Consider the following 23,816-nt stretch of genomic DNA (forward strand, 5'->3'; position numbering starts at 1 on the left):
CGTGGTTATGTATGAGCTTGGTTAAAAATTTACCATAGGTTTCCTAGTTCGTCAACCACTCCTACTGAAAATACATGCGGATTTCGCGTTCCGCATTCTCCGGCGAGTCGGAGCCGTGCACAATATTGCTCGCCACATCGGTAGCAAAGTCTCCTCGTATCGTACCCGCGGCCGCCTCCTTCGGATTCGTCGCTCCAATAAGGGCGCGCGCGTTCTGAACGGCGTCCTTCGCTTCGACGACCATACCGAACACAGGTCCCGACGTAATAAAATCTACTAACTCGCCAAAAAAAGATTTCGCTTTCAAATGCTCATAATGCTGTTCGGCCGTTTCCCGGCTTAAGTGCATCAGCTTTGCTTCAATAATTTTGAAGCCTTTCTCTTCGAATCTAGCGACAATGCGACCGATAAGTCCGCGCGCTACGCCATCCGGCTTAACCATAACAAATGTTCTATCCATGTGAACCCCTCCGTCTTATAGGTATAGCCAATTATTTGTTAAGCCATTCAATAATAATGCCGGCCGTTTCTTCTATCGCGCGATTCGTCACGTCAATGACGGGACAATCGAGGGAAGCCATAACCGATGCCGCATAGTCCAGCTCCTCTTGGATTCTCTCCGGACTCGCGTAATGCGCGGACGCCGGCAAGCCTAGCGACTTCAATCTCTCGGACCGGATTTCTAGCAAATGCTCCGGCTGCATCGTCAAGCCTACGATTAAGCGGCCAGGGTCCTGCTTTAATTCCGCGGGAGGATTGACTTCCGGCATAAGCGGCAAATTCGCCGTTTTAATGCCTTTATGCGACAGGAACACGCTCAGCGGCGTTTTGGAGGTTCTCGATACGCCGATCAATACGACCTGGGCCTGCACCAAGCCTCTTGCGTCTTTGCCGTCATCGTATTTCACCGCAAATTCGATCGCTTCAATCCGCTTATGGTAAGCCTCGTCGATCGAATGCAGCAGACCCGGCTCGCGTCTTGGAAAGCTTCCAAACGTATCGACAAAAGCCTGCATCATTGGGCCCATGACGTCCACGGCGCGCACCCCGTGTTTGACAGACTCTTCGCGCATGAGCTCGCGAAGCTCCGGCTGCACGAGCGTGTAGCTGATAAATCCGCCTGTCTGAGCAGCCTCCGCTACAATTTTTACGATTTCGTCCTCCGTCCGCAGGTGGCCGAAACGTTTGATTTTCACTTTTTCCGAAGAAAATTGCCTTAGCGTCGCCCTAGCGACCGCTTCCGCCGTCTCCCCGACCGCGTCGGAGCATACGTATATGATTTGTTCTGTCATGCTTACTGGTCCCCCAATTCCGAAGCTGACGCGATATCAGCCAGCAGAGCGATGATGTTCGATTTGGATACCCATCCAGCCACCAAAGGGTTTTGTCCCGTTTCATCAGGCGGATGAATGACCGGCAAACAATCGACCTGATGCTGGGACATTTTACGAATGGCATCCATTACGGTATCGTCAGGAACCAGCGTCACGATATTGGGATAGCGGGTCATCACCATGCTGACCGGTATCGTTGCCGCGCCTGCATTTCCGAGGGTAATTTTCAGCAAATCCTTGGGTGTCACGATGCCGGCAAACCGCTTCTCCTCGTTCACAACAAGCAGCGTATCCGCATTTTCCATAAATAAAGTGATGACCGCGTCATGCACCGATAATGTGTCGGGTATGTTGACGGGAACGCCTTGCACCTCTCGTACCTTCATATTGTGGAAGCGCTGCAGAGGCTCGTTGCTCGCTCGGAATGTATTTCCGAGGAAATACCCGACTTTAGGCTTAGCGTCCAGCATGCCGAGCATGACAAGAAGCGACAAATCCGAACGAAGCGTAGGCCGGCTAACGCCTAAATATTCAGCAAGCTGCTCCCCTGTTACAGGAGAATGCTTCTTAACTAACTCTATGAGCTCTAATTGCCTGGAAGAAAGCTGAATGATCCGTCCCCTCTTTCTTTTATGACTCATATTCATGCGCATTAAAACCGTATAACACCTTATTTAAAATATCATATTCGGATATATTGCACAATAATTATCGGACGCAGCTCCTATACGGCGGATGAATACACAAAAGCCGCCCGGACGCGAATTTCGTCGCATCAGGGCGGCTTTTACCACACATGCCTTAATTGTTTTCCGTCATTTCCAGGAACAAGCGAACATCTTCTTCGGTCAGTGACACAGCCTCTCTCCAGAAGGTCTGCTCCTCGAGATTCACGCCGAGATGCTTCTCGGCAAGCTGCTCAACAGTCATACGGCCCGTATCTCTGAGCAGCGCTACATATTTGGACGCGAACGACGGTCCTTCCTGCTGCGCTCTCGCATACAACCCGGCGCTGAACAAGTAGCCGAACGTATAAGGGAAGTTGTAGAACGGCACATCCGTTAAATAGAAATGCAGCTTCGACGCCCAGAAATGCGGATGCGCCGCGCCCAGCGTATCCTTGAAGGCCTCCCGCTGCGCCGCTTCCATTAATTCATTCAGCTCGCTTACCGTTACCAGACCTTGTTTGCGCCGCTCGTAGAAGCGCGTCTCAAACAACAGACGAGCGTGAATATTCATAAAAAACGCCACGGAACGCTGAATTTTATCCTCCAGAAGCCCGAGCTTCTCCTCTTCGTCCTTGGCCGCTTGCATCGCGCGGTCCGATACGATCATCTCGGCAAAGGTGGAGGCCGTTTCCGCCACGTTCATCGCATACTCCTGCGAGAACCCCGGCAGATCGTTCATGACATGCTGGTGGTACGCATGGCCCAGCTCATGCGCGAGCGTCGAGATGTTGCTGGCCGTCCCGGAATAGGTCATAAAAATACGGGTCTGCCCGCTCTTCGGGAACGAGGTGCAGAAGCCGCCCGGACGCTTGCCCGCGCGGTCCTCCGCCTCGATCCAGCCGTCCTTGAACGCCATCTCCGCAAAGTCCGCCATCGCCGGATCGAACGCCCGGAACTGCTCCGTAATAAAAGCGGCTCCTTCATCGTACGAAACGGTGCGGGTCGCTGAACCGATGGGCGCATCGACGTCATGCCAATCCAGCTTCTCTACGCCTAGCAATCGTGCTTTGCGCTCCAAATACAGGACGAGCGCTTTCTTGCCGTCCTCAATCGCCGACCACATCGCGTTCAGCGTCGCTTCGCTCATTCGGTTGATTTGCAGCGGCTCCTGCAGCACGGATGACCATCCGCGCTTCTCGTACAGCTTCAGGCGGAAGCCGGCGATCCGGTTAAGCGCATCCGCGCTCAAATCCGCGACCGATGCCCACACGCGCTCCCATTCCGCAAATGCCGCCTCTCGGACGGAACGGTCGCTGTCCGAAAGGCGGTTCGCCATTTGTCCGGCGGAGAGCAGCTTCTCCTCGCCATCCTGCTCCACCCGGAACTTCGCCCCCGACACAATTAAGTTGTACAGGTCGCCCCAGCCGTGGTAACCGTCGATCGCCAGATCGCCGACAAGCGCTTCCAGCTCAGGCGCCAGCTTAAGCTTCGCGAGCTCCCGTCTTTCGCTTAAGTTAAACGCTAGCTCTCCGAGCGCGCCGTCCTGGAGAAGCTCTTTCCATGCCGCGTCATCGATTTCTCTCAGCACGTTATCGAACCGGGTCAGCTCCGCAAAAAACTTGGCCGAAATATTTTTCACGCGGTCGCCTAAACCGATAGCGGCAAGATCCCGCACATTTTGTGCGGTCAGGCATTCGATAAACGACTCCGACTGCCGCAAGCTGAGCAGAATCGATTGCGATAAAGCCGTCATTTTTTTGACGCGTTCCTTCACGTCGACGGCGCTGTCCGCTAATACCCCCTGCAGCTCTGCAATCCCCGCCTCCATACCCGCCAATTCCTTGGCGAAGGCCGCCGAATCGGAACCGCCCGGATAGATCGCATCCAAATCCCAAGTCATCGGATATTTGCTCATATGTCCACTCTCCCGTCATGGTATAACCGCTATATGTAGGTCCATCCAAAATAAAAACCGAGCAGCCTCCGCAATCCATTTGCGCAAACCCACTCGGCAGTGTATAACATTATTATATCCAGATTGGAGGTCATTCGCCATGTCCCAACCTTTGCAAATTTCAGCGGAAACCGCGATAAAGCTATCGAAACAATTAAACGTCCCGATCGAGCATCTGATGCATATGCCGAAGCATATTCTGCTCCAGAAGCTTGCCGAGCTTGCCAAGAAGGAAGCCGAAGCTTCGACGGAGAAGCCGGAATGATGATCCCGCTCGAAAATACGTGGCCGTATGAGCTCATAATGGGAGATATCTATGTTGCGGAATGCCCGTTCTGCGACGCCGAAAATGTGCTAATCCCGCTTAGGCCTTCCGAGCTTGAGGATATACGCGACGGAAAAAAACGACTTCTCGTGTTCCCATGCTGCCACAGTAAAATTACGGTCGTCGACGCCGATCAGGATTATCTGCTGACAGACCGCCCGCTTGCGAAACGCAGACGGTAACGCACCAGTACTTCCTGCATCGGCATTCTTCCAACGAATTACGCGCTGCTAGCCTCAGCCTGGGACTGACTGCGGCGCTTCTCATCCGACTCCTCGCGAATCAGCTGCCACTGCTCCCTGCATGCCCGGATCATGGCCGCATCCATAATTTTTTTGTCGTTAACGACGCGGGAGAACCATTTGATCGCTTCATTATTCTCCCCGATGCGGCGATAAAGCTCGCCGATCAAGAACATCAGTCTTGCGTTATTGACGGACACGCCTTCCGTCTCATAAACGCGTATGTACGCCTCAAGCGCATATTTCAAAAACCGCTGCTCCTCCGGCACATTCTTCTCGTAACGGTACAGCCACGCAATATGGTGAAGGAGGCCTGCAACGACGCGGTCCTTCGCTCCTGTCGTCTGGGCGGACAACAGCGCCAGCTTATAGGTAACCATCGCCTGCTTTGCCGTTCTTGCTCCGCCGTAGTCCTGGCCAATTTTCCAATTGACCCCGATCCGCTCGTAATAGTTTTTTCTTTGCGCGTCGTTCAATTTATCTAAACCGTTCTCCGTCGATGCAAAGCCGCAGCTTGGGCAAACGCGGACGACATAGAAATCCGGATTGATGCCATTGGCATAATGACCGCAAAAGTCGGAATCCACAGCCGTAGCCTTCTTGAAACTCGGGCGGACTCTTGTTGTTGTAAAGGTCGTTTCACAGCAGATACATGCAATTTTGGATTCGTACAGCGGTTCCATTCATTTCACGGCTCCTCTTTTGTCGTATTCACGAAATGATGCGCGGGTCCAGACAGACGGTCGAGTAATATGCTTCTCAGCTCGGGTTCAATTCCGACATCCTCCAGCGCTCTTCGCATGCAGTCCAGCCATGCTTCGGCCCGTTCAGGCGTAATAGGAAAGGGAAGATGCCGCGCTCGCATCATCGGATGACCATACTGGTCGGAATAAAGACTCGGCCCTCCGAAAAATTGCGTTAAAAATTGATACTGCTTCTCCATAACCGGATCAATATCCTCAGGGAACAATGGGCCTAATAGCGGGTGTTTTTGCACCTTCGGGTAAAAAGACTCGACTATAGACCTAATTTTATCCGCTCCGCCAACCGCTTCATAAAGGCTTATATTCCTATTCATCGTCATTTCCATCTCCATTTTGTAGGTATTTTGAATTATATCATACTTAGGACTATCCTGCTCAAAAAAAATCGCCCATGCGGACTGCGCATGAGCGTTGTTGATGTTTAAAAAAATTTGGTTAAGCTTCGTATTCCTCTTCGTTCGGAGCCGAGACGGACTCCTTGATGACGTAGACAAAAGCGCAGACCAAGATGCCGGCGATAATACTCATACTCATCACTCCAACCGTTTAAGAATGATTCTATTGTACCATAAACGCGCGCGAATGCCAGCTTTTTTGTAAACGTTTTCTTTGTAAATGTTGCTTGTTGTTTAAGGGGATTTGTGATGGATGTCCGATCTTTCTCATATAGCTAGTAGTAGTGCCTGTACAAGCAGGCCGGTTATTCGAGGGAGGCCGCCTACATGCTGCGAACGATCATCCATCCGTTATCCGTCACTGCGCTTGTTGCATTCAGTATTGCCATACTAATGGCGATTTATCCAACCGAAACGCTTAGCTCTTCGCTGCGAGGGCTATCGATATGGTGGGAAGTTCTTTTCCCCGCTTTGTTCCCCTTTTTCGTTATTTCGGAGCTCCTGCTTGGCTTCGGGATCGTCCATTTTTTCGGAAAATTGTTAGACCCGCTTATGCGCCCTTTATTCCGTCTGCCGGGAATCGGAGGCTTTGTCGTGACGATGGGCTACATTTCCGGTTATCCCGTCGGCGCCAGGCTGACTGCTCAGCTATGGTCCCAAAGGCTTATTACTCGCGCGGAGGGAGAACGGCTCGTCGCGTTTACGACCACCTCAGATCCCATCTTCCTCATCGGAGCGGTGTCCGTCGGTTTTTTCCAAAACGCCGCCGTCGCCCCGATCCTCGCAGCCGCCCATTATGGCGGTGGATTGCTGATCGGCTTCATTATGCGTTTCCATGACCGGGGCGCGGAAAAAAAGGCGTATGAAGCATCCGTTCATAACGGCAAAAAAGCGCAGGATTCCGGAAAAGGGACGTTCTCCCGGAGCCGGATATCCCAAGCTCTGAAGGCGATGCATGAGGCCCGCCTGCTGGACGGACGGGAAATGGGACGGCTTCTGCAGGACTCCATTCAATCCGCTCTGCGGCTCATGATCGTTGTCGGCGGCCTTGTCGTCTTCTTCTCCGTCGTCATGGAAATGCTGACGCATGCCGGACTTGTAGAGGCTCTATCGGAAGCGCTTCGCCTTTTATTTACCGGAATCGGCTTACCCGCGCCTTTGGCGGATGCCGGCATCTATGGTCTGTTCGAGGTTACGCTCGGCGCCAGAGCGGCGGGAACTGCCGGAACCGGACTTATGCATCAACTCGCGATCGCCGCGTGGGTGCTGTCATGGGGAGGCCTCTCCGTGCACGCGCAGATCGCCAGTCTGCTTAGCCGTACGGATCTGCGGTATAAGCCGCTGCTTATTGCGAGGTTTGCGCATGGCCTCATTGCGATGGGACTTGTCTATGCGCTGTGGGGCTGGCTGGCGCCTTAACTTGCCATCACCCTTTTCATTGAATTTCGGGCCGTTTTCCGATATAGTCAGTGATAGATTGTAAGTCCGGAAGGAGAAGGTTGACGTTGAAGTACGCCGTTATCGACAGGGGCGACGAGCGGTCCAAATCGCTTGCCCAACAATTCCATGAGCTAGCCGCGGAGCGGGGATTCGTCCGGAACGATTCCCGTCCTGAGATCGTGATCTCCATCGGCGGCGACGGCACGCTCCTGCAGGCTTTCCATCAGTACATCGATTGCATCGCAGACGTCTCGTTTGTCGGTATTCATACCGGACATCTCGGCTTCTACGCCGACTGGAACGCGGATGAGCTCGAGGAATTGATCCGGCATATGGCGGAGGAAACGCCTCGTATGGTCCGTTACCCGCTTGCTCAGATCGAAGTCGAAACCAGCACGGAGACTCTTCACTATTTGTCGCTCAACGAATTTACGCTGAAGGGCGTCGATGGGACGCTAGTCGCTCAGATCAACATTAATGACGAAATGTTCGAAATGTTCAGGGGAGACGGCATCGTCATTTCCACCCCGTCGGGCAGTACAGCTTATAACAAAAGCTTGGGCGGAGCGATCGTCCATCCGTCGATCGAATCGCTGCAAATCGCGGAAATCGCATCCATCAATAACCGGGTATACCGGACGCTCGGCTCGTCCGTGCTGCTCCCGAAGCATCATCACTGCGATATCATCTCCAAGAAGGAGCAGCGCATTCAGCTTAGCGTCGATCACTTGAATATCACCTATAACGATATCCGCTCGATAAGGTGCAGCGTTGCATCGCGCAAAGTCAGCTTTGCCAGACATCGCCCGTTCCCGTTCTGGAATCGCGTGCGCGAGGCGTTCCTCGGATATGATGTGAAATGAAATAATAAGAAAAGACGCCGGATTCTCTCTGCATCGAGAGCGTCCGGCGTTTTCTTATTCGGATTTATTTTTTTCCGTTCCGCGGTTCGGCTCCGCTGCCGCGCCGACCTCAGATGACGCAGCCTTCACCGGTTTTTTGCCCCGATGGTCGCCGCCCCGGTTATTTTTGTTCCGGAAATGATGGTCTTTGCGGCGTCCTTGGCCTTGTCCTTGGCCTTGTCCGCCGGTTTGTCCTTGCTGCCCGCTTAAGGCTTGGCCGCTTCCGCCCTGCTCTAAGCTTTGCGGCTGGCTTTGAACGGCCTGCTGCGGCTGACTGTCGTTCCTGCCGCTTGCGGATCGTCCTCCGCCTTCTTGACGCTGGTGCTGACGGTGGCGGTTAGGACGCTGCTCCCTTGGGGCGGCCTTCGGCGCTTCCGCCGCCGACGCCGTCTCTGCGGCTGAAGCTTCAGCCGCGGATTCGACGGCCGCTCTCAGGTCATACCCTTCCAAGCGGACCGCGTCGTCCCCGTATTCCACATCGAGATCCAAATCGTCTTCGCCGGGCTCGCTTCGTCCGCCGTGCTTCTTCTCCAAAATAAAGTAAGCGCAGCCGAAATTGCAATATTCAATAATATAATCGGATACCGTGGAGAAAGCGGAATCCTTCGTCGCTTTTTGGTGGTTATCGCGGAAGAAGCCCTTCAGGCGCAATTGGTTGTAACCCCAGTCGCCGATAATGTAATCGTAGCGCTCCAGCACCTCGCTGTACCGGTTACGGAAGGCTTCGGGATTCCAGCCGCCTTTATTCTCATGAATAAGCTCGTACGATTTGCCCCCAATATGAATCAAAGCCATGGATTCACCTCACTTCTTAAGCGTCGGTCGCATTTATTTCACGGCCCCGCTTGCGCAGGAGCCCGTCGATTCAAGCTCGTAATAATCCGGCGCGATCGCTTGCTCGGCGGCGATCGCCGAATCCGTCTGCTCATGGGCATGATATGAGCTGCGTACGAGCGGCCCCGATTCGACGTGACGGAAGCCGCGTTTCTTGCCTTCTTCCTTAAGCGCCGCGAATTCATCCGGATGCACGTAACGCTTAATCGGCATATGCTTCGGCGTCGGCTGCAAGTATTGTCCCAGCGTTAAGATGTTGCAGTCGACTGCGCGAAGATCGTCCATCGCTTGCAGGATTTCATCCCATTCCTCGCCTACGCCAAGCATAATGCTGGATTTCGTCGGAATTTTCGGCTTCATTTCTTTTGCCCGTCTTAAGAGCTCCAGGGACCGACGGTACTTCGCTTTCGCCCGCACGCGGTCGGACAAGCGCTCGACCGTCTCAATATTATGATTCAATATATCCGGGTTCGCGTCCATGACTACCTGCAGCGCATCCCAGTTCCCCATAAAGTCCGGAATGAGCACCTCGACACGGCAGAACGGAAGGCGCTTGCGGATCGCCTTAATCGTAGCGGCGAAGATGGAAGCTCCGCCATCCTTCAAATCGTCGCGCGCAACGGAGGTGACGACACAATGCTGCAGTCCCATCTGCTCGGCGGCTTCCGCCACGCGCTCAGGCTCAGCCGTATCCAGCTCCGTCGGCATCCCCGTATTGACCGCGCAGAAGCGGCAAGCCCGGGTGCAAATATCGCCCAGAATCATAAACGTAGCGGTTCGGTTCGACCAGCATTCGTAAATGTTCGGACAGCGCGCTTCCTCGCATACGGTATGCAGCGTCTTGGTGCGCATCATTTCTTTTATTTCGGCGTAGTTGCCGCCAGTCGTTAATTTTATGCGAAGCCAGTCCGGCTTTTGAAGCTTCTCGCGTTGGTTCATATCTCATTACCTGCTTTCAAAATCAGTAATAGGTTAACGCACTGCCCACATTATAACATGACTCCCTTTGAAAAAGTAATGACATGCCCGCAGCTGTTTTGTCAAAATTCATAGTTTATCGGAATATGAATTATCGCGCAGCGAGATACATTTCGACAACGAACCCCATCATTTGAATAAAAATCACTTAATTGCAAATGCTGACTTTATGTCCGTCATGCTTCTGAAAGGGTGAGACGATTGAAGGTTTGGGTACCGATTACGGCCGCTGCGGCGGCTGTATCGATGATGATAAATCCAGGGGCGGAGGCCGCTCTGCAAGCCGGGGCTCGAGCAAGCGCCGCAGCGGCGGTCCGTACAGTGCTAAATGAAGAGCCGGGAAAAGCGCCGGCGGTAAGCCCGTACGACGCCAGACGGGAGCTGTACGATAATTTGAGCGTCGTGACGAATGTGGAGTGGTATTGGATCGCGGCCGTCGACCAATACGAGCGCACGATCTCGAAAGCGAAGCCCAAAGCGCGGCCGCAGCTCGGACAGACCGTCGGCATTTATATCGAGCCGGAACGCTGGGCGGGTGAGCTGAATCCGGACAGCGAGGACAATCGGCCCGTATCGATTCAATGGTTCAATGGCATTGGCCGGGACGGAGACGGGGACGGCATGGCGAGCCGGACGAGCGACGTCGATCTTCTCTATTCCCTTATTCGGGTTACAGCCGCGCAAGGGACATCGGATGAGCGCTTCCCCATCGGCCTATGGAATTATTATCGTAACAGCCGCGCCGTCCAGCGGATCGAACAATTTGCAAAAATTTATAAAAAATACGGCAAGCTCGACTTATTTGAGCATGCGTTCCCGCTCCCTCTCCGCTCCAACTACTCGTACAAGGACACATGGGGAGACAAAAGAGGCTGGGGCGGTCGCCGCGTCCACGAGGGGACGGACCTGTTCGCCGGACACGGTACGCCTGTCAGGAGCACCTGCTACGGCATCATTGAAATAAAGGGCTGGAATAAATACGGCGGCTGGCGCATCGGCATTCGCGATCTGAACAATCACTACCATTATTACGCCCACTTATCCGGCTTTGATAAAAGCTTGAAAGTCGGCGACATTGTAGAACCGGGGCAAGTTGTCGGATGGGTCGGCAGCTCCGGCTACGGAAAGCCCGGTACCTCCGGCAAATTCCCGCCGCATCTGCATTACGGCATTTACAGAGACCGCGGACTGGTGGAATGGGCGTTCGATCCCTATCCGCAGCTGCGCAAATGGGAGCAGCAGGAACGGCAGCGCCTCCGCTCCAAGCGATAATCCGACGCGCGCGCAAAAATCCCGCAGAATCGGCTTCAAGCCTGATCCTGCGGGATTTTTTCGGCCTTACTCTGTCCCCGTTTCGATAGCGGGCTCGTTCGCGCCCTCCGCCGCGCCTGCGTCAGGCTCCGCTTCCGCTGCGGACTCCGGCTCCTCCGTCGGGCTAGTGGAAACGCCCGACCCCGGCGAAAGCGGCACCGAAATATTAGGGGCTTCCGGCGCGTTCTCGCCGACCGGCTTCCCGGTGCTGTCGTAATAATACATCGGCACGTCGCCGACGACGAGCAGATAGGAAATCGGAATTTCGGTTTCCACCAGCTCCGGCTCGGTATCGAACGGGATAATGATCGATACCTCCGCTACAACCTTGATATAGACCTCGACGAGCACCATATTGATCGCCGCGTTGCGCTCCCGCGTGCTGAGCTCTACCTTCACCGCGCCAACCGGCTCGAATTTGACGGGAACGCGAGGCCCGAACGAAGAGATGATGGCGCTGTTCAGCGCATGTCCGATCGGAATATGCTCGGGGATATCCTTAATCTCGCTGAGCGTATTTTGCACGGTTTCAATCGTCTCCGACGTGATGCTCATATGCTCGGCGTAATTCAGCATGAACCCGGATATTTTACCGTCGCCGTTCATCTTCCAATCAATCAGCTTCTCGGTTTCCGACTTCCGCGCCACCTGCTCGGTAATCGCCCTATTGATCGCCTGCGTCGCAACCTGCTTCACCCGGACTTTCGCGATGTTCATAAGCGGCGGCCTTAAATTCCGCTCAATAAAAATAAACGACGGAATAGAAAACAGCATCATAAAAACGAGGATAAAGAGAAAAATTTTTCGCTTGCGAATTCTCCTTTGCGGCCGGGGCTTATTCGGGTTCGACCCCCAAGAGGAAATTTGCGCTTTGCTTCCTCCCCCCAGCTTAAAGGAGAAGATCGGCTGCCTTTTGCCCCAGCCTCCCCGGGGTTTTGAGGACGGCCTTGATGCCCAAGACGCCATTGGTTTGCCTGTAGAAGGTCTGGATCCCCACTTTATGCCCGTCGATTTAGCGGCCGGCGGCTTAGGCCGTGCGCTGCCCCAGCTTACCGACTTGATTTTGCGATAGGAGCCCCAGCTTCGCGCCGGCCGGAACCGCCAGCCGCTTCTGCCCCACTTTGCCACATCAACCCCTCCTTCCGCTCGTCCTTCGCTTTACCATACTTATGCCGAAAAAGGACAAAAAAGAAGGCCTGCCCTTAAAGGGCAAGCCTTCCTGCTAGTCGACCAAGGATCGGATATACGCGATGTTGTCGCGCAGAAGCGTCTCTGTGGCAGCCGAACCGCTGAAATCCTCGAAGCTGAGCCAGCCGTCATAGCCTATCGCTTTCAAATCGGCAATGACCGTCGGCCAGTGGACGGCGCCTTCCCGCAATGGGCCCCATTCCGATTTCCACACCGGCTCGTGATTGCCGCCTGCAACGTCTGGAACCGGCGCGTCCGTACGCTTCCATACGGCGTTTTTGACATGAACGTGACCGAGGTACGGACCTAGCGCTTCAAGGCCCATTTTGTACTGTTCATAGCCTTCATGCACCATATTGCCCGGATCGTAGATGACGCCGATCTTCGCCGGATCAAAGCCGTCTACAACCCGGCGGGCCAGCGAAGCGCTGCAGGCAATATTGCCGTGATGCACCTCGATCATCGCCTTAACGCCATATTCGGAGCTGAGCTTTTCCGCTTCCGCCAAGTACGCTCTAGCCTCCCGGAATAAATCCTCGTAATGGCGGCTGCGGTCGTAATTCGGAACGCCGACGCGGATGGACGGGGCGCCTAATATTTTCGCAGCCTTCATCGCCCGCTCCGTCGCCGCGACATCGCCGCTTTGGATATAGGAAGCAAGGTTAGGCGCTTCGAGTCCCGCCTCATCCATCAAAGCCCGCACGGCGCGCAGCTCCTCCTCCGAGGAAGAGGCCGCAATCGTAGAGAGATTGTTTCCCCAGAAAGACGGCTGTTCCGCGCTTCGGCTTGGATCATTATTTGTAAAACGCCACTCTACGCCATGGTAGCCGTATTCCTTCAACAGCTTGACGGAGCGATCAGGCGGGCAATCCGGTATCATCACGGTAAAAACGGCATATTTCATTTCGGCACAACTCCTTCTCTCATTTGCATCATTTTAACATGCCGGTCTGAATCGGAGCTTGGTTACGCTTTGCCAGAAGCAGGCTTCTATTTGACTGTGGTTGTTCATTGTCCGCATATACGCTAGACTAGAGGGCAAAGAGTTGACCTTTGGGTACAAAACAAAAGAAGGAGCCTCGCCATGTCCCTGAACCGCCGTTTAATCACCGACGCCGACTTTGAGGAGGCGCTGAATAAAGGCACTCGCATCCGGGTGTTCCAGGATAATCAAATCGTAGACGCAAGCTCCGTTATTGTGCGGTTCGACGAACGGACTGTCGTAACGCAGTCGAGCGTCAGCGACCTGATGTATCACAAGCGCGCAGAATGCGAATTTTTTGATTTGCGGAAACGATAGCGTAACAGGGAGAGGCCGGCCGGCCATGCCGTTTATTGGAACGGCTGCCGGAACGGCCTCTTTTCCTTTAGTTAGCGATCATTCTTGCGATGAGGACCGCCGCTTCCGCGCGTGAAGCATTGTCGCTCGGACGGAAGGTTCCATCCGGCTTACCGTTCATCAGTTCCGCTTCGACGGCTGCCGCAACAGCGTCGGAAGACCAGCTGCTGATCGCTCCAGCATCTGTAAAGGACAGACCGCCGTTTTCGGGGAATGTCAGCCCCATTGCGCCGGCGGCGAGCACCGCCATTTCTTCCCGCGTGATCAGGTCATTCGGCCTGAAGGTGCCGTCCTCGTAGCCTTTCGCAATACCGGCAGAAGCGACGGCGTGAACCGCCTCGGCGTACCAGGCCGACGCGTCCACGTCCGTAAAGCTCACGGCATGCTCGGTCGGAAGCTTCAGAGCGGCAACAAGCATGGCTGCAAACTGAGCCCGCGTTATGCTGGCATTCGGGCTAAACCGCTCTGCGGAGAATCCTTTAACGATGCCCTCCGACGCCAGCATTTCAATCGATCTTCTCGCCCAGTGACTTTGAATGTCCGGGAAGGTTACCGGCAAGCTGGCGAAGCCTTCGCCGGCTTCCTCGAAGCGGAACGCGTCATTCGTATCCGCAATCGCCGCAATGCGTTCTCCCCGGATGATGACGTTATCCGCCGTGATGCTGCCGCTGAGCGCGCCGGTCACATCGATGCCGTTCGTACCCATGCCGTCCAGCACGATATTCTGAAGCGTCACGCCCGATACGCCGAACCCTTGACCATGCGCGATCAAGCCGGCGTACGTGCTGTCCAAAGCGACATTGTCGCGCACGATAATATCCCCTTTCAGGTCTTTCTCGCCCGCGAACAGCCAGATTGCGCCCAAGTTAACGCCATATGCGGCGTCCGCGCTGCCCGTACGGATCAGCGTGTTGCGCTCCACGATCGTTGTGCCGCTGAACGGCACCGGATTGAACCGCGTTGATACCGCGATGCCGGCTCCATTCGTTATCGTATCCGTCCCAATATTATCCTGCAGCTTGTTGCCCTCCCCGCCAAAAATAGCGAAGTTGTCCGCAAGCCACGGCAGCGCCACATTGTTAAAGCGGGCCGTATTGTTGACGCTGGCCCGCCCTTCCGCCGACCAGAACGCGATGCCGTCGTCGCCGGGATACCGGATGTCGGACTGCTCGAGCAGGCTGTTGCTTGTTCCGACGCAGAAGTTGACCGCGTCCGCCATCAAATTGCGCAGACGAAGACCTACCATATGCAAGCCGTCTGTAATCGCATCGCCGCCTCTAGGCACCGACAGCCATAATCCCGTCTTCGAATGCTCCACCCATACGTTCTGAATGACGGAGCCCGGTCCGAACGCTCCGTAGAACGCGTGCGTCAACGCTTCGTCGTCGCGCACGTTCAAATCGCCGTCAATAAGCAGATCATAAAATGCAATCTTCCCGCCGCCCCCGATAAATTTCGCGCCGAGCAGCGTCGTATGCCACATGCCGGCTCCGCGAACCGCGATGTCATCGTTCAGCTCGAACGCTTCTCCTTGCAGGTTAAACACGCCTTCCGGAAACCACACCCCTTGCTTGCTCTCTGCCGCTTCTTTCATCGCTTGAACGAACGCATCCCGGTCATCCTGCCCGTCATTCGGCTTCGCCCCGAAATCGGTGACCGACACATAGCCGTCCGGCTTCGCGTAAGCGGCGTCCGCTTTCTCCAGCTCAACAAGGTCAATGACATAGTACTCCGCTTTATCGCCCGCATCCTTCTGCAGCTTAAATTCCGCGCCGGCCGGAACATCTCCGATTAACGCGTGCGTTTCCGCAAAGAACCGGTGCGCGTTGCCCTGCTTCGGATCGTTCGACCACGGATAGCTGCCGTATTGCCAGCCGTGCTTCGAGCTGAGCTTCAGGCTTTGCCGGAACTGACCGTCAACATAGAGGCTCAGCGTCTCGTTCAGCCCGCTCCCGTCCTCGCTGTCCGGAATGACGAAGCGGAGCGCCAGCGCGTTCGCGGCTTCCGTTGTCCGGAACGACAAATAGTCGCCTTGTTTATTCAACCGCACCGCTTGCCGGCCTGAGGCTTCCGACGCGATCTCCTTGTATACGCGGGATGGACCGAGCAGCTCGCCGTTCGTGTTGCCGTGCTCGGCTTCGTAAGAGATATAAGGCACTGTCGCGCCGCGGTAGTTCGGTCCGACGCTGTCTTTTACGATGAGATGGCTGATCTCGATAACGGATTCGGTATCGCCGTCAGCTGGCTGAAGCTTAATCGTGTTGATGCCTTTGCGCAGCGAAAGCTCGATTTCCGACGTACTCCATGCTTCTGCATTAGCGAGTTTCTGATTCGCGGCTGGAAGCCCGTTCACGACCAGGTTTATTACGCCGCCTTTGCGGTAGCCGATCTCGACCTTATAGCTTCCCGCTTCCTGCGTATGGACGGTAAAGGCCGTAGCGCCGTCCGAGACAAAAGCGTTCTCCGCCTCATAGCGCTGATCGGAAGCAACCGGTTCCTCCAGCCACAAGCCTTGGAGCGCATCCGATAGTTCTCCAATATGAACGCCGCCGGATGCCGTAAGCTGCAGCATGCCTTCGCTATGAGCGGCGCTGCGAAGCCGGATATAGCCGGCTCTGCTCTCCGTCAGCCATTGCGCGCCGTCATTCCCCCTTGCCTCTTCAACCGTAACTGCCTCACCTGCCTCGTTCGCCGCGAGCAGGCTGCCTGTCGCCCGGTTTTTATAAAGCTTTCGTCCGTTAAAATCCTGCATAAGCCAATGGCCTCGCGTATCGCTTGCATCAAGTCTGCCTGTCACGACCTTGCCGTCCTGCTCATACAGCACAGCGTCGGGAGCGGACGCAGCGATGAGCCGGACATCATTTCGGGCGCTTGAAACCGGCGTCGCCGTATCGGTGATTCTGTATTCCGATTGGTCCGGCGTTACATAGGCGTTCGGAGCCTGCTCCAGATACCATCTCGTTGTGCCAAAGGCGCTTGGAAGCAACCCTCGTTCCGCGTAGCCGGTGCCGTTCTGGACGTGAATCAGCTCATCGTTATAAGCGCCGTTGCGGCTTGTGATGGAATAGAAGCTCTGCCCCTCCGAGCCTTTGACGCTCCAATGGGTCGCCTGGTCCCGCTTGCCTGCCGGCACGCTCTGGATGTAGCCGTAGTCCGGCGTCATCGCCATATAATGGCCCGTTGCCCGGTTGCGGATACGCTGCTCGCCCCGCTCTTCTTCGATGACCCAGTGGCTGTAACCGTCGTTAGACGCGGGATGGCCGTAAAGCACAATTCCGCTGCCGTTCTCGTATAAGTATTGATTCGTATGCGCATTTTTGATCCGAATCGGACCGGCCGGAAGCGCCGCTTCCTCTTCAGCCATCTCGACCGGCTCGACCGCGAATTGCGCGGACGCATCGCCCGCCGCTTCTTTACTCACTTTCGTGTAGCCCTGCTCGTCGCGATAGAGGAAATGTCCCGCCCAGCCGCTGCGGAATACGCTGTAGCCTTCTTCGCCAGCCGGCTCGACATTCCATTTCGCGCTTCCCCAGCAGGTGCAAATATCGCCTTGCGCGATAATTTGCTGCGGCGGAGTGGCCTTCTCTACGTCGGCGCCTACGAGCTCCATCGCAATGTAGTGGCCGGTTGCCGTATTTTGCAGCCTGTAAGAATTCGGCGCATCTCCTGTCGGCTCCATAAACCAGATGGATGCGGCCTCATCAGGCTTCAGATTGCCGTATTTCACCTTGCCTTGATCCTCGCCGGCAGCTGTGACTTCGTATAAATACTCGCCGGTTTGTTTGTTTTTCAGCCTGACGTTGGCGAATGCCGCTTCTCCTTCAATGACGGGATTGAACTTCCATTTCGGACTGCCCCAATCCGGGTTGATCACGCTGTATTCGATGAACTTGTTCAAGTTCTGAAGGTTGATATATTTTTTCTGTCCTTGCTCATCGGCCGAGTCCGCAACGTTGTTGATCAGCTTCGAGCCGCTCCGCTCTTCGATTGACCACAACGCGCTGGCCCAATCGTCCTGCACCTCGCTGACCGTTATGCGGCCGTCCTTCATGTTTTCCATATGGATGTAGTGACCTGTTGCCCGATTCTGAATCCGCTTGCGGCCGTTAAACCGCTCGATCATCCAATGGCCCCTCGGATCATCCTCTTCCACGTTCCCGTATTTCAAATAGCCGTTCTCATCCTCATACAGAACAAAAGCCTGCCAATCGTTCTGAATGCGCACGTACTTTGTCGCGACCGGATTTTCGAACAGCCAGTGGGCGGCATTATCGTCAGGCTTGATTGCGCCAGCCTGCGCGGAGCCCGTCAGGTCTTTTACATGCAAAAATTCACTTTCGCCGCTGACGCTTTGAATCGTTTTATAGTCATCGTAGATGGCTGAGTTCGCGATCAGCCATTGGTCCTGCGCGCCGCTCTCCGCAACTCCGATCGCTTTCATTTGCAGCGGCGCCTTCGGCTCAGTCGCGCCTTCGCGCGTCATATAATGTCCGGTCGCCAGGTTGCGGATCCGCTTCACCGTGCCATAGTCTTCCGTCACCCATTGGTAGAACGGCTGCGACCCCGCATAATCAGGATAAGCGCCATATTTGACAGCGCCATCCTCCTCATACAGGAACAGCTCGCTGACCGCGCCCTCGGTAAAGGCCGCCAGCCGGCTTGGCTCGCGCTCCGGCGCCAGCTCGATCCGCCACTTCGCGCTTGCCCAGCCCGGCTGCGCCCAGCTGTTGGAGCGGGCAAACTTATCGTCCGGGAACTCCGCGTTCAGCACGAAGGTTTGCGGCTTCTCCGCTAGGGCTGCCTCCGCGTTGCGGAAGTTCACAAACAGCGCTTCGTCCGTTGCCTCGATAAACCAATCGCTCCCGGCGGTATCGCCGTTCATGCTCCCTTTGATCGGCTCATAGTCTACGCCTTGCGTCACATAATGGCCGGTTGCGCGGTTAACGAGCTTTACGCTGCCTTTCGTTTCGCCGGGCAGCAGAAACCAGTGCGATGCCGCGTCATTCCAAGCTTTATCCCCGTAACCGATAACGCCCGTTTCCGCATCCTCATATAAATATTGGCCGGTCTTGAACTGATTCGCGATGCGTACGGGCTCGGCGTCCATGACCGGCTCGAGCGCCCATTGCGGACTCTCGAACGTAATATTGATATCGTTGCTCAACTCTGCGAACCCAAGCTGATCCTCCTGGTGGATGACCAGGTTCGCGTCAGGCGGCGCGGTTGCGCTTTTGATGACGACGAAGCCTTCGCGGTTCGACTCGTGCATCGTCCACTGATCCGCGAGGCCGCTCTTCGCCGCCGGTTTGCTCATGAGCGGCTCTCTGCGCTCATCCGTGTCCGCCGCAGTTATGTAATGGCCTGTCGCGCGGTTGCGGAACCGCTTATTGCCTTTGTAATCTTCAACGACCCAATGCGAGGACGGATCCTCGTATGCCGGAAAGCCGTACCGGACTACGCCTTCGCTGTCTTCATATAAAAAATTGCTTTGCCACTTGTTCTTCAAGCGGACAAACGTGCCGGCTTGCTCCGTCCCCCCGCTCCCGTCCTGCCTGTCCTGCCCGTCCTGCGCTTGTCCGGTTTGTTCCGCGGCATATACCGGCGCAGACGTCAGCAGCAATAGCAAAGCGAGCATAAGCGAGAGCAAAGATTTCGGGTAAACCGTCGATTTGGATTTGGCGCGCTTCATTGCATAACCTCCCTATCGGATATGAGCCAGCCGAATGTTCAAGTCCATAGTCAGGCTCACTTTAATGATAGGATGCAATCGCTTACAAAACGATGTGCGTTTCTAAACGGAGTAGGTGTGTTTCTACGAGATTGCGACGGTTCCCTTTGGTCATGCACCTTTATGCATCTTACTTACTTGGGTCGCTCGCCTGTCAGGACTCTCGTACGCGCTCTTCGGGCTCTTTTGTACGATATTTCGTACAAAATCCCTTCACCAACCTCGCTCGAGCGCTCTTTTGTGCGATTTTTCGTACAAATCCCCCTCGAACGCCTCGCTCGCGCCCTCTTTTGTACGATTTTTCGTACAAAATCCCTTCACCAACCTCGCTCGCGCTCTCTTTTGTACGATTTTTCGTACAAATCCCCCTCGCACGCATCGGTTACGCGCTCATTTGTACGATTTTTCGTACAAATCCCGTTCGCCCACCTCGCTCACGCTCTCTTTTGTACGATTTTTCGTACAAATTCCCTTTGCCCACCTCGCTCGCGCTCTCTTTTGTACGATTTTTCGTACAAATCCCCCTCGCCTACCTCGCTCGCACCCGCTTTTGTACGATTTTTCGTACAACTTTCCTTCGTCCGCTTCTCTCGCCCCCACTTTTGTACGATTCGTCGTACAAAATGCTGATGTGGGAATGCAGGGCGTTCGCTTTTGTACGATTTTTAGTACAAACCCCCGTCGCCAGCTTCTCTCGCCCCCACTTTTGTACGATTTTTCGTTCAAAATGCTGATGTGGGGATGCAGGGCGTTCGCTTTTGCACGTTTTTCGTACAAATCCCCGTCGCCAGCTTCTCTCGCCCCCACTTTTGTACGATTCGTCGTACAAAATACTGATGTGGGGATGCAGGGTGTTCGCTTTTGCACGTTTTTCGTACAAATCCCCGTCGCCAGCTTCTCTCACCCCAACTTTTGTACGATTTTTCGTTCAAAATGCTGATGTGGGGATGCAGGGCGTTCGCTTTTGCACGTTTTTCGTACAAATCCCCGTCGCCAGCTTCTCTCGCCCCCACTTTTGTACGATTTTTCGTTCAAAATGCTGAGTGGGGCAGCAGAGCGTTCGCTTTTGCACGTTTTTCGTACAAATCCCCGTCGCCAGCTTTTCTCGCCCCCACTTTTATACGATTCGTCGTACAAAATGCTGATGTGGGGCTAAAGGGCGTTCGCTTTTGCACGACTTTTCGTACAAATCCCCGTCGCCAGCTTCTCTCGCCCCAACTTTTGTACGATTTTTCGTTCAAAATGCTGATGTGGGGATGCAAGGCGTTCGCTTTTGTACGATTTTTCGTACAAATCCCCCTCAAACGCCTCGCTCGCGCTCGCTTTTGTATGATTTTTCGCACAAAATCCTCCTCCAGCGAGCAAGCGCAGCACGAACTTATCCCATGCTTCGTAGGCTAAAAATGGACCATCCAAGGCATCAACCTGATGCACCTGAACAGCAACAAGCTCGAACAGAACACGTACGATTTACCGCCATCACAATAGTCCCTGTACAACAAAGAACCGCCCCAAAAGGAACGGTTCTCCATCTATCCCCCAGGGGGACGCCTGTCCTGCCTCCTGCCTTCTACCTTCTGCTTTCCTCTTTCCTCTTTCCTCTTTCCTCTTTCCGCTTTCTGCTCTCTGCTTCCTTCCCCTACTTCCCGCTCCCCCTCAAACCCTATGCCACTCTACTCCGCATCCGCGCCAAGTAGCGCCATCTGATCAGCAAAAAGTATAAAACCTGAATCGCCAAAAAGACGCCATAGATCAGCAAGCTGTTGTTCACCATCGAATACATGGTCAGCTCCGCCATGTTGACGAACGCGACCGCGCTATGGGCCACACCGATTAGGAACGGCAGGAAAAACATGACCGACAGCTGCCGCGTTACAAGCCGGCCTAACTCCTGGCGGCTCAGCCCCAGCTTGCCGACCATGCCGTATTGTTTCTCGTCGCGTTCTACGTCGGCATAAAGCCTGAAATAGAGGAAGCTTGCCGCAAACGTAAAAAATACGACGCCCACAAGCACGCTGATGATGAGCAAAATGCCGTTCAGCTGCCTGTCGCGGTGATGGTCGATCGCTAGTGCGGAGAACGCGTCATCCGCCATTACGGCGTCCGTTGAGAGCTCCGCTTCCAGCTGCCGGGCCAAATCCAGCGTCTTCTCCCACTCCGGCACAACGTAATAGGTGACCGATGTATTCGTAAGGTCCCCGGCTGCGGCCCCCCGGATCAGACCAAAGCTCGCGTCAGGGACGACTAGAACATCGCTCGGGACCGGCATTACCGAGTCATTCGTCCGACCGTTCAGACGCAATTCCATCGTCCCGTCTCCTGCCTTAGCCATCAGCGTCCGAGCTTGTTTCAGCATTTCTTCGTCATGATAGACGCCGTTATTTCGGGACACGAGGCCCGAGGCGATCAGCAGCTCATTATCCCCTAACGCATAGGGCCCGAATCCTCTTAATTCAGCTAGCTCGTTAAACGACGTGAGTCCGACAACCGGCACACCGCTATCCCCCGCAGTCACCATCTCCAGCCGGGCTTTCGTAAACGCCAACCTGGCACTCGTAAGCGCATCATCAATTCGCGCAAGCCGCCCTTCTTCCGCTTGCTCGTTCTCGCTGCCAAAAAACTGATAAGTAAACGCGTACGGGTAGCTCTTCTCGGTACGGTCCGGATCCCCAATCGCCAAGCATGCGCCAATGCCGGAAAACGATACAGCCATCACGGTTGCCACCATAAAGAACATAGCGGCATTATCTCTGACACGGTACGCCATATCCGTCAGCGTCATCAAATTGATGCCGCGGAACAGCAGCTCCTGCTTCCTCCTCAAAGCCCTAAGCGCATATACGCTGAACTGCGTGAACAGGAAGTACGTGCCGATTACGACACAGACGATAGCCAGCGCGAGCAGCCACAAAAAAAACGCCCGCTTGTAGACAAACACAAACACCATGCCATACCCCGCAGCGATTAACAGCAGCGCCAGCATAGATAACCATACAGACGCCTTCGGCTCCGGCTTCGGCTTATTGTCCTCCTTGATCAGCTCAAGCGGACTGGCAACACGACCGACGCGCAGCGTGAGGATCGACACAGCCAAAAACAGCAGCGAAAACGCGCCCGCCGTCATCCATACCGCGTGAAGCGGCAAATAAAATCGAAGCCCTTCTTCAAGCATCAGCAGTTCGGCGCTTGCCAGCAGCATCAGCTTCGTGAACAACAGGCCGAGACCTATACCGCTGGCGATAGCTGCGAGACCGATCAGCATATTTTCGGCAAAAGTCAGCTTCATCCGCTGCTTTTCCGTCATGCCGAGGACAAGCAGAATGCCGAACTCCTTCTTGCGAGCTTTCAGGAAAGCCCCCGCTGAATAGAGCAGGAACAAAAACGAAAACACAAAGATGAAATATTGCGATACCTTCAGCCCCATCGTAGCGAGATACGAAGCGGTCGCGCTGCTAGACGCAAGCTGTCCCTGCAAATCCGGATGGTACAGCAGCACCGCGTAAATAAAAAACGCCATAACCGAAAACGCGCTGCTAAGAAAATGCGCGGCGTATGTCCGCTTTTTTCGGACGACATTCCTATACGCGAACTGGCGAAAGTTCATGTCTGTCCCCTCCAAGCTGCGATAACGCGTTCAAAATGTCCTGATAAAATATCTCCTGACTGTCATTGCGGCGGAGCTCGCTGTACGTTCTTCCGTCTTTGATGAACACGATCCGGTCGCAGTAGCTGGCCGCCATTGCGTCATGGGTAACGAGCAGCATCGTCGCGCCCTCCTCTTTGTTCAGCGCGGACATCAGCGCCATCACGTCGCCGGCAGCCTTGGAGTCTAAATTGCCTGTCGGCTCGTCGGCCAGCACGAGCTTCGGCTTATGAATGAGCGCCCTTGCAATCGCCGTCCGCTGCGCTTGCCCGCCCGAAATTTCGTATGTGCGCTTGTCCAGGATGCCCGTAATGCCAAGCTTCTTCGCCATCGCGTCCGCCAGCTTCATCATTTCGCCGATATCCGTGCCTTCAAGCGTTAATGGCAAAAGAATGTTTTCCCTCACCGTCATCGTATCGAGCAGATTAAAGGCTTGAAACACGAAACCAAGCTCCCTGCGTCTGAATCGGGCAATTCCTTCGGATGAAAGCCGAAAAGGATCCTCCCCGCTCAGCAGCACCTGTCCCGAAGTCGGCCTGTCGATGGTTGACACCACATTTAGTAATGTCGTTTTCCCGCTGCCGGACGGGCCCATGATGCCGACAAACTCACCTGCCGCTACGGAAAGATCAATATGATGTAAAGCATGAAACGGGACTTTCCCCGGATAAATTTTGTTCAGGCCCTTCACCTGCAGCACTTCTGCCCCCACCGTTCTCACTCCAATCTATCGTTTCGATAGCTCAAGTGTAGCGCAGGGCGCGCCAATAG

20 protein-coding genes are annotated in these 23,816 nt (G+C 54.8%); 6 read left to right on the plus strand and 14 right to left on the minus strand.

Features of this window, described 5'->3' with window-relative positions; translation table 11 throughout:
* Positions 1 to 61: 61 nt before the first annotated feature.
* From ndk to D3P08_RS12165, 4 genes are all read right to left on the minus strand, one after another.
* Entirely contained in the window at positions 62 to 460 is a 399-nt protein-coding gene (gene ndk / locus D3P08_RS12150; protein WP_119599967.1) for a nucleoside-diphosphate kinase, read from the minus strand.
* Positions 461 to 491: 31 nt separating this feature from the next.
* Positions 492 to 1,292, minus strand: coding sequence for a pyruvate, water dikinase regulatory protein (locus tag D3P08_RS12155; protein WP_119599968.1), 801 nt, complete (start codon positions 1,290 to 1,292; stop codon positions 492 to 494).
* Between the two features lie 2 nt (positions 1,293 to 1,294).
* Entirely contained in the window at positions 1,295 to 1,987 is a 693-nt protein-coding gene (locus D3P08_RS12160) for a helix-turn-helix transcriptional regulator (protein WP_338068719.1), read from the minus strand.
* A gap of 148 nt (positions 1,988 to 2,135) precedes the next feature.
* Complete coding sequence (locus tag D3P08_RS12165) at positions 2,136 to 3,917, minus strand: M3 family oligoendopeptidase (protein WP_119599969.1); 1,782 nt, start codon at positions 3,915 to 3,917, stop codon at positions 2,136 to 2,138.
* Between the two features lie 139 nt (positions 3,918 to 4,056).
* Here D3P08_RS12165 and D3P08_RS12170 point away from each other — a divergent pair, with 139 nt between their 5' ends.
* Complete coding sequence (locus D3P08_RS12170) at positions 4,057 to 4,221, plus strand: YycC family protein (RefSeq protein WP_119599970.1); 165 nt, start codon at positions 4,057 to 4,059, stop codon at positions 4,219 to 4,221.
* Positions 4,221 to 4,463 carry a hypothetical protein gene (locus tag D3P08_RS12175; RefSeq protein ID WP_119600052.1) on the plus strand — a complete coding sequence of 81 codons (243 nt, stop codon included), beginning with the start codon at positions 4,221 to 4,223 and terminating at the stop codon, positions 4,461 to 4,463. Before D3P08_RS12170 ends, D3P08_RS12175 begins: the two co-directional genes overlap by 1 nt.
* A gap of 38 nt (positions 4,464 to 4,501) precedes the next feature.
* Here D3P08_RS12175 and D3P08_RS12180 read toward each other — a convergent pair whose 3' ends face one another.
* Both D3P08_RS12180 and D3P08_RS12185 read right to left on the minus strand, forming a co-directional pair.
* Positions 4,502 to 5,206, minus strand: a complete 705-nt coding sequence (locus D3P08_RS12180) for a DUF2225 domain-containing protein (protein ID WP_119599971.1) — start codon at positions 5,204 to 5,206, stop codon at positions 4,502 to 4,504.
* Positions 5,207 to 5,211: 5 nt separating this feature from the next.
* The gene (locus tag D3P08_RS12185; RefSeq protein WP_119600053.1) at positions 5,212 to 5,601 is read right to left on the minus strand and encodes a globin domain-containing protein; all 390 of its coding nucleotides are present in this window, start codon (positions 5,599 to 5,601) and stop codon (positions 5,212 to 5,214) included.
* Positions 5,602 to 6,009: 408 nt separating this feature from the next.
* On the opposite strand from D3P08_RS12185, the gene ylbJ reads away from it, so the two are divergent.
* Together ylbJ and D3P08_RS12195 are read left to right on the plus strand one after the other, a co-directional pair.
* Complete coding sequence (gene ylbJ, locus D3P08_RS12190; RefSeq protein ID WP_119599972.1) at positions 6,010 to 7,101, plus strand: sporulation integral membrane protein YlbJ; 1,092 nt, start codon at positions 6,010 to 6,012, stop codon at positions 7,099 to 7,101.
* A gap of 86 nt (positions 7,102 to 7,187) precedes the next feature.
* A complete protein-coding gene (locus D3P08_RS12195) occupies positions 7,188 to 7,985 on the plus strand; it encodes an NAD kinase (RefSeq protein ID WP_119599973.1) in 798 nt (265 codons plus the stop codon).
* Positions 7,986 to 8,039: 54 nt separating this feature from the next.
* Here D3P08_RS12195 and D3P08_RS27520 read toward each other — a convergent pair whose 3' ends face one another.
* On the minus strand, positions 8,040 to 8,819 hold the full coding sequence (locus D3P08_RS27520; RefSeq protein ID WP_240647461.1) for a YutD family protein: 780 nt from the start codon (positions 8,817 to 8,819) through the stop codon (positions 8,040 to 8,042).
* A 33-nt stretch (positions 8,820 to 8,852) separates the two neighbouring features.
* Positions 8,853 to 9,797, minus strand: coding sequence for a lipoyl synthase (gene lipA / locus D3P08_RS12205; protein WP_119599974.1), 945 nt, complete (start codon positions 9,795 to 9,797; stop codon positions 8,853 to 8,855).
* A gap of 240 nt (positions 9,798 to 10,037) precedes the next feature.
* Here lipA and D3P08_RS12210 point away from each other — a divergent pair, with 240 nt between their 5' ends.
* A complete protein-coding gene (locus D3P08_RS12210) occupies positions 10,038 to 11,108 on the plus strand; it encodes a M23 family metallopeptidase (RefSeq protein WP_240647463.1) in 1,071 nt (356 codons plus the stop codon).
* Positions 11,109 to 11,174: 66 nt separating this feature from the next.
* On the opposite strand, the gene yunB is transcribed toward D3P08_RS12210, so the two are convergent.
* Entirely contained in the window at positions 11,175 to 12,275 is a 1,101-nt protein-coding gene (yunB, locus tag D3P08_RS12215) for a sporulation protein YunB (RefSeq protein ID WP_240647465.1), read from the minus strand.
* A gap of 94 nt (positions 12,276 to 12,369) precedes the next feature.
* Positions 12,370 to 13,239: a sugar phosphate isomerase/epimerase family protein gene (locus D3P08_RS12220; RefSeq protein WP_119599975.1), complete on the minus strand. Its 870-nt coding sequence runs from the start codon at positions 13,237 to 13,239 to the stop codon at positions 12,370 to 12,372.
* Between the two features lie 180 nt (positions 13,240 to 13,419).
* Here D3P08_RS12220 and D3P08_RS12225 point away from each other — a divergent pair, with 180 nt between their 5' ends.
* Positions 13,420 to 13,635 (plus strand): hypothetical protein, encoded by a 216-nt coding sequence (locus tag D3P08_RS12225; RefSeq protein ID WP_119599976.1) that lies wholly within the window; start codon positions 13,420 to 13,422, stop codon positions 13,633 to 13,635.
* A gap of 67 nt (positions 13,636 to 13,702) precedes the next feature.
* On the opposite strand, the gene D3P08_RS12230 is transcribed toward D3P08_RS12225, so the two are convergent.
* The 4 genes from D3P08_RS12230 to D3P08_RS12245 form a co-directional block, all read right to left on the minus strand.
* Positions 13,703 to 19,363 carry an S-layer homology domain-containing protein gene (locus D3P08_RS12230; RefSeq protein ID WP_119599977.1) on the minus strand — a complete coding sequence of 1,887 codons (5,661 nt, stop codon included), beginning with the start codon at positions 19,361 to 19,363 and terminating at the stop codon, positions 13,703 to 13,705.
* A 1,191-nt stretch (positions 19,364 to 20,554) separates the two neighbouring features.
* Positions 20,555 to 20,818, minus strand: a complete 264-nt coding sequence (locus D3P08_RS12235; protein WP_119599978.1) for a hypothetical protein — start codon at positions 20,816 to 20,818, stop codon at positions 20,555 to 20,557.
* Between the two features lie 247 nt (positions 20,819 to 21,065).
* Positions 21,066 to 23,006 carry an FtsX-like permease family protein gene (locus D3P08_RS12240; protein WP_119599979.1) on the minus strand — a complete coding sequence of 647 codons (1,941 nt, stop codon included), beginning with the start codon at positions 23,004 to 23,006 and terminating at the stop codon, positions 21,066 to 21,068.
* Complete coding sequence (locus D3P08_RS12245; protein ID WP_119599980.1) at positions 22,981 to 23,757, minus strand: ABC transporter ATP-binding protein; 777 nt, start codon at positions 23,755 to 23,757, stop codon at positions 22,981 to 22,983. The genes D3P08_RS12240 and D3P08_RS12245 overlap by 26 nt, the downstream gene beginning before the upstream one ends.
* Positions 23,758 to 23,816: the final 59 nt, after the last annotated feature.

It is taken from the genome of Paenibacillus nanensis (assembly GCF_003583765.1).
In the GTDB taxonomy this organism is placed as follows: Bacteria; Bacillota; Bacilli; order Paenibacillales; family Paenibacillaceae; genus Pristimantibacillus; species Pristimantibacillus nanensis.

Bases quoted from the DNA above. Each gene is read 5' to 3' on its own strand.
- D3P08_RS12180 (WP_119599971.1), bottom strand. From the start codon at position 5,206: ATGGAACCGCTGTACGAATCCAAAATTGCATGTATCTGCTGTGAAACG.
- D3P08_RS12155 (WP_119599968.1), bottom strand. From the start codon at position 1,292: ATGACAGAACAAATCATATACGTATGCTCCGACGCGGTCGGGGAGACG.
- D3P08_RS12240 (WP_119599979.1), bottom strand. From the start codon at position 23,006: ATGAACTTTCGCCAGTTCGCGTATAGGAATGTCGTCCGAAAAAAGCGG.
- ndk (WP_119599967.1), bottom strand. From the start codon at position 460: ATGGATAGAACATTTGTTATGGTTAAGCCGGATGGCGTAGCGCGCGGA.
- D3P08_RS12230 (WP_119599977.1), bottom strand. From the start codon at position 19,363: ATGAAGCGCGCCAAATCCAAATCGACGGTTTACCCGAAATCTTTGCTC.
- D3P08_RS12170 (WP_119599970.1), top strand. From the start codon at position 4,057: ATGTCCCAACCTTTGCAAATTTCAGCGGAAACCGCGATAAAGCTATCG.
- D3P08_RS12160 (WP_338068719.1), bottom strand. From the start codon at position 1,987: ATGCGCATGAATATGAGTCATAAAAGAAAGAGGGGACGGATCATTCAG.
- D3P08_RS12165 (WP_119599969.1), bottom strand. From the start codon at position 3,917: ATGAGCAAATATCCGATGACTTGGGATTTGGATGCGATCTATCCGGGC.
- ylbJ (WP_119599972.1), top strand. From the start codon at position 6,010: ATGCTGCGAACGATCATCCATCCGTTATCCGTCACTGCGCTTGTTGCA.
- D3P08_RS27520 (WP_240647461.1), bottom strand. From the start codon at position 8,819: ATGGCTTTGATTCATATTGGGGGCAAATCGTACGAGCTTATTCATGAG.
- D3P08_RS12220 (WP_119599975.1), bottom strand. From the start codon at position 13,239: ATGAAATATGCCGTTTTTACCGTGATGATACCGGATTGCCCGCCTGAT.
- lipA (WP_119599974.1), bottom strand. From the start codon at position 9,797: ATGAACCAACGCGAGAAGCTTCAAAAGCCGGACTGGCTTCGCATAAAA.
- D3P08_RS12225 (WP_119599976.1), top strand. From the start codon at position 13,420: ATGTCCCTGAACCGCCGTTTAATCACCGACGCCGACTTTGAGGAGGCG.
- D3P08_RS12175 (WP_119600052.1), top strand. From the start codon at position 4,221: ATGATCCCGCTCGAAAATACGTGGCCGTATGAGCTCATAATGGGAGAT.
- D3P08_RS12185 (WP_119600053.1), bottom strand. From the start codon at position 5,601: ATGAATAGGAATATAAGCCTTTATGAAGCGGTTGGCGGAGCGGATAAA.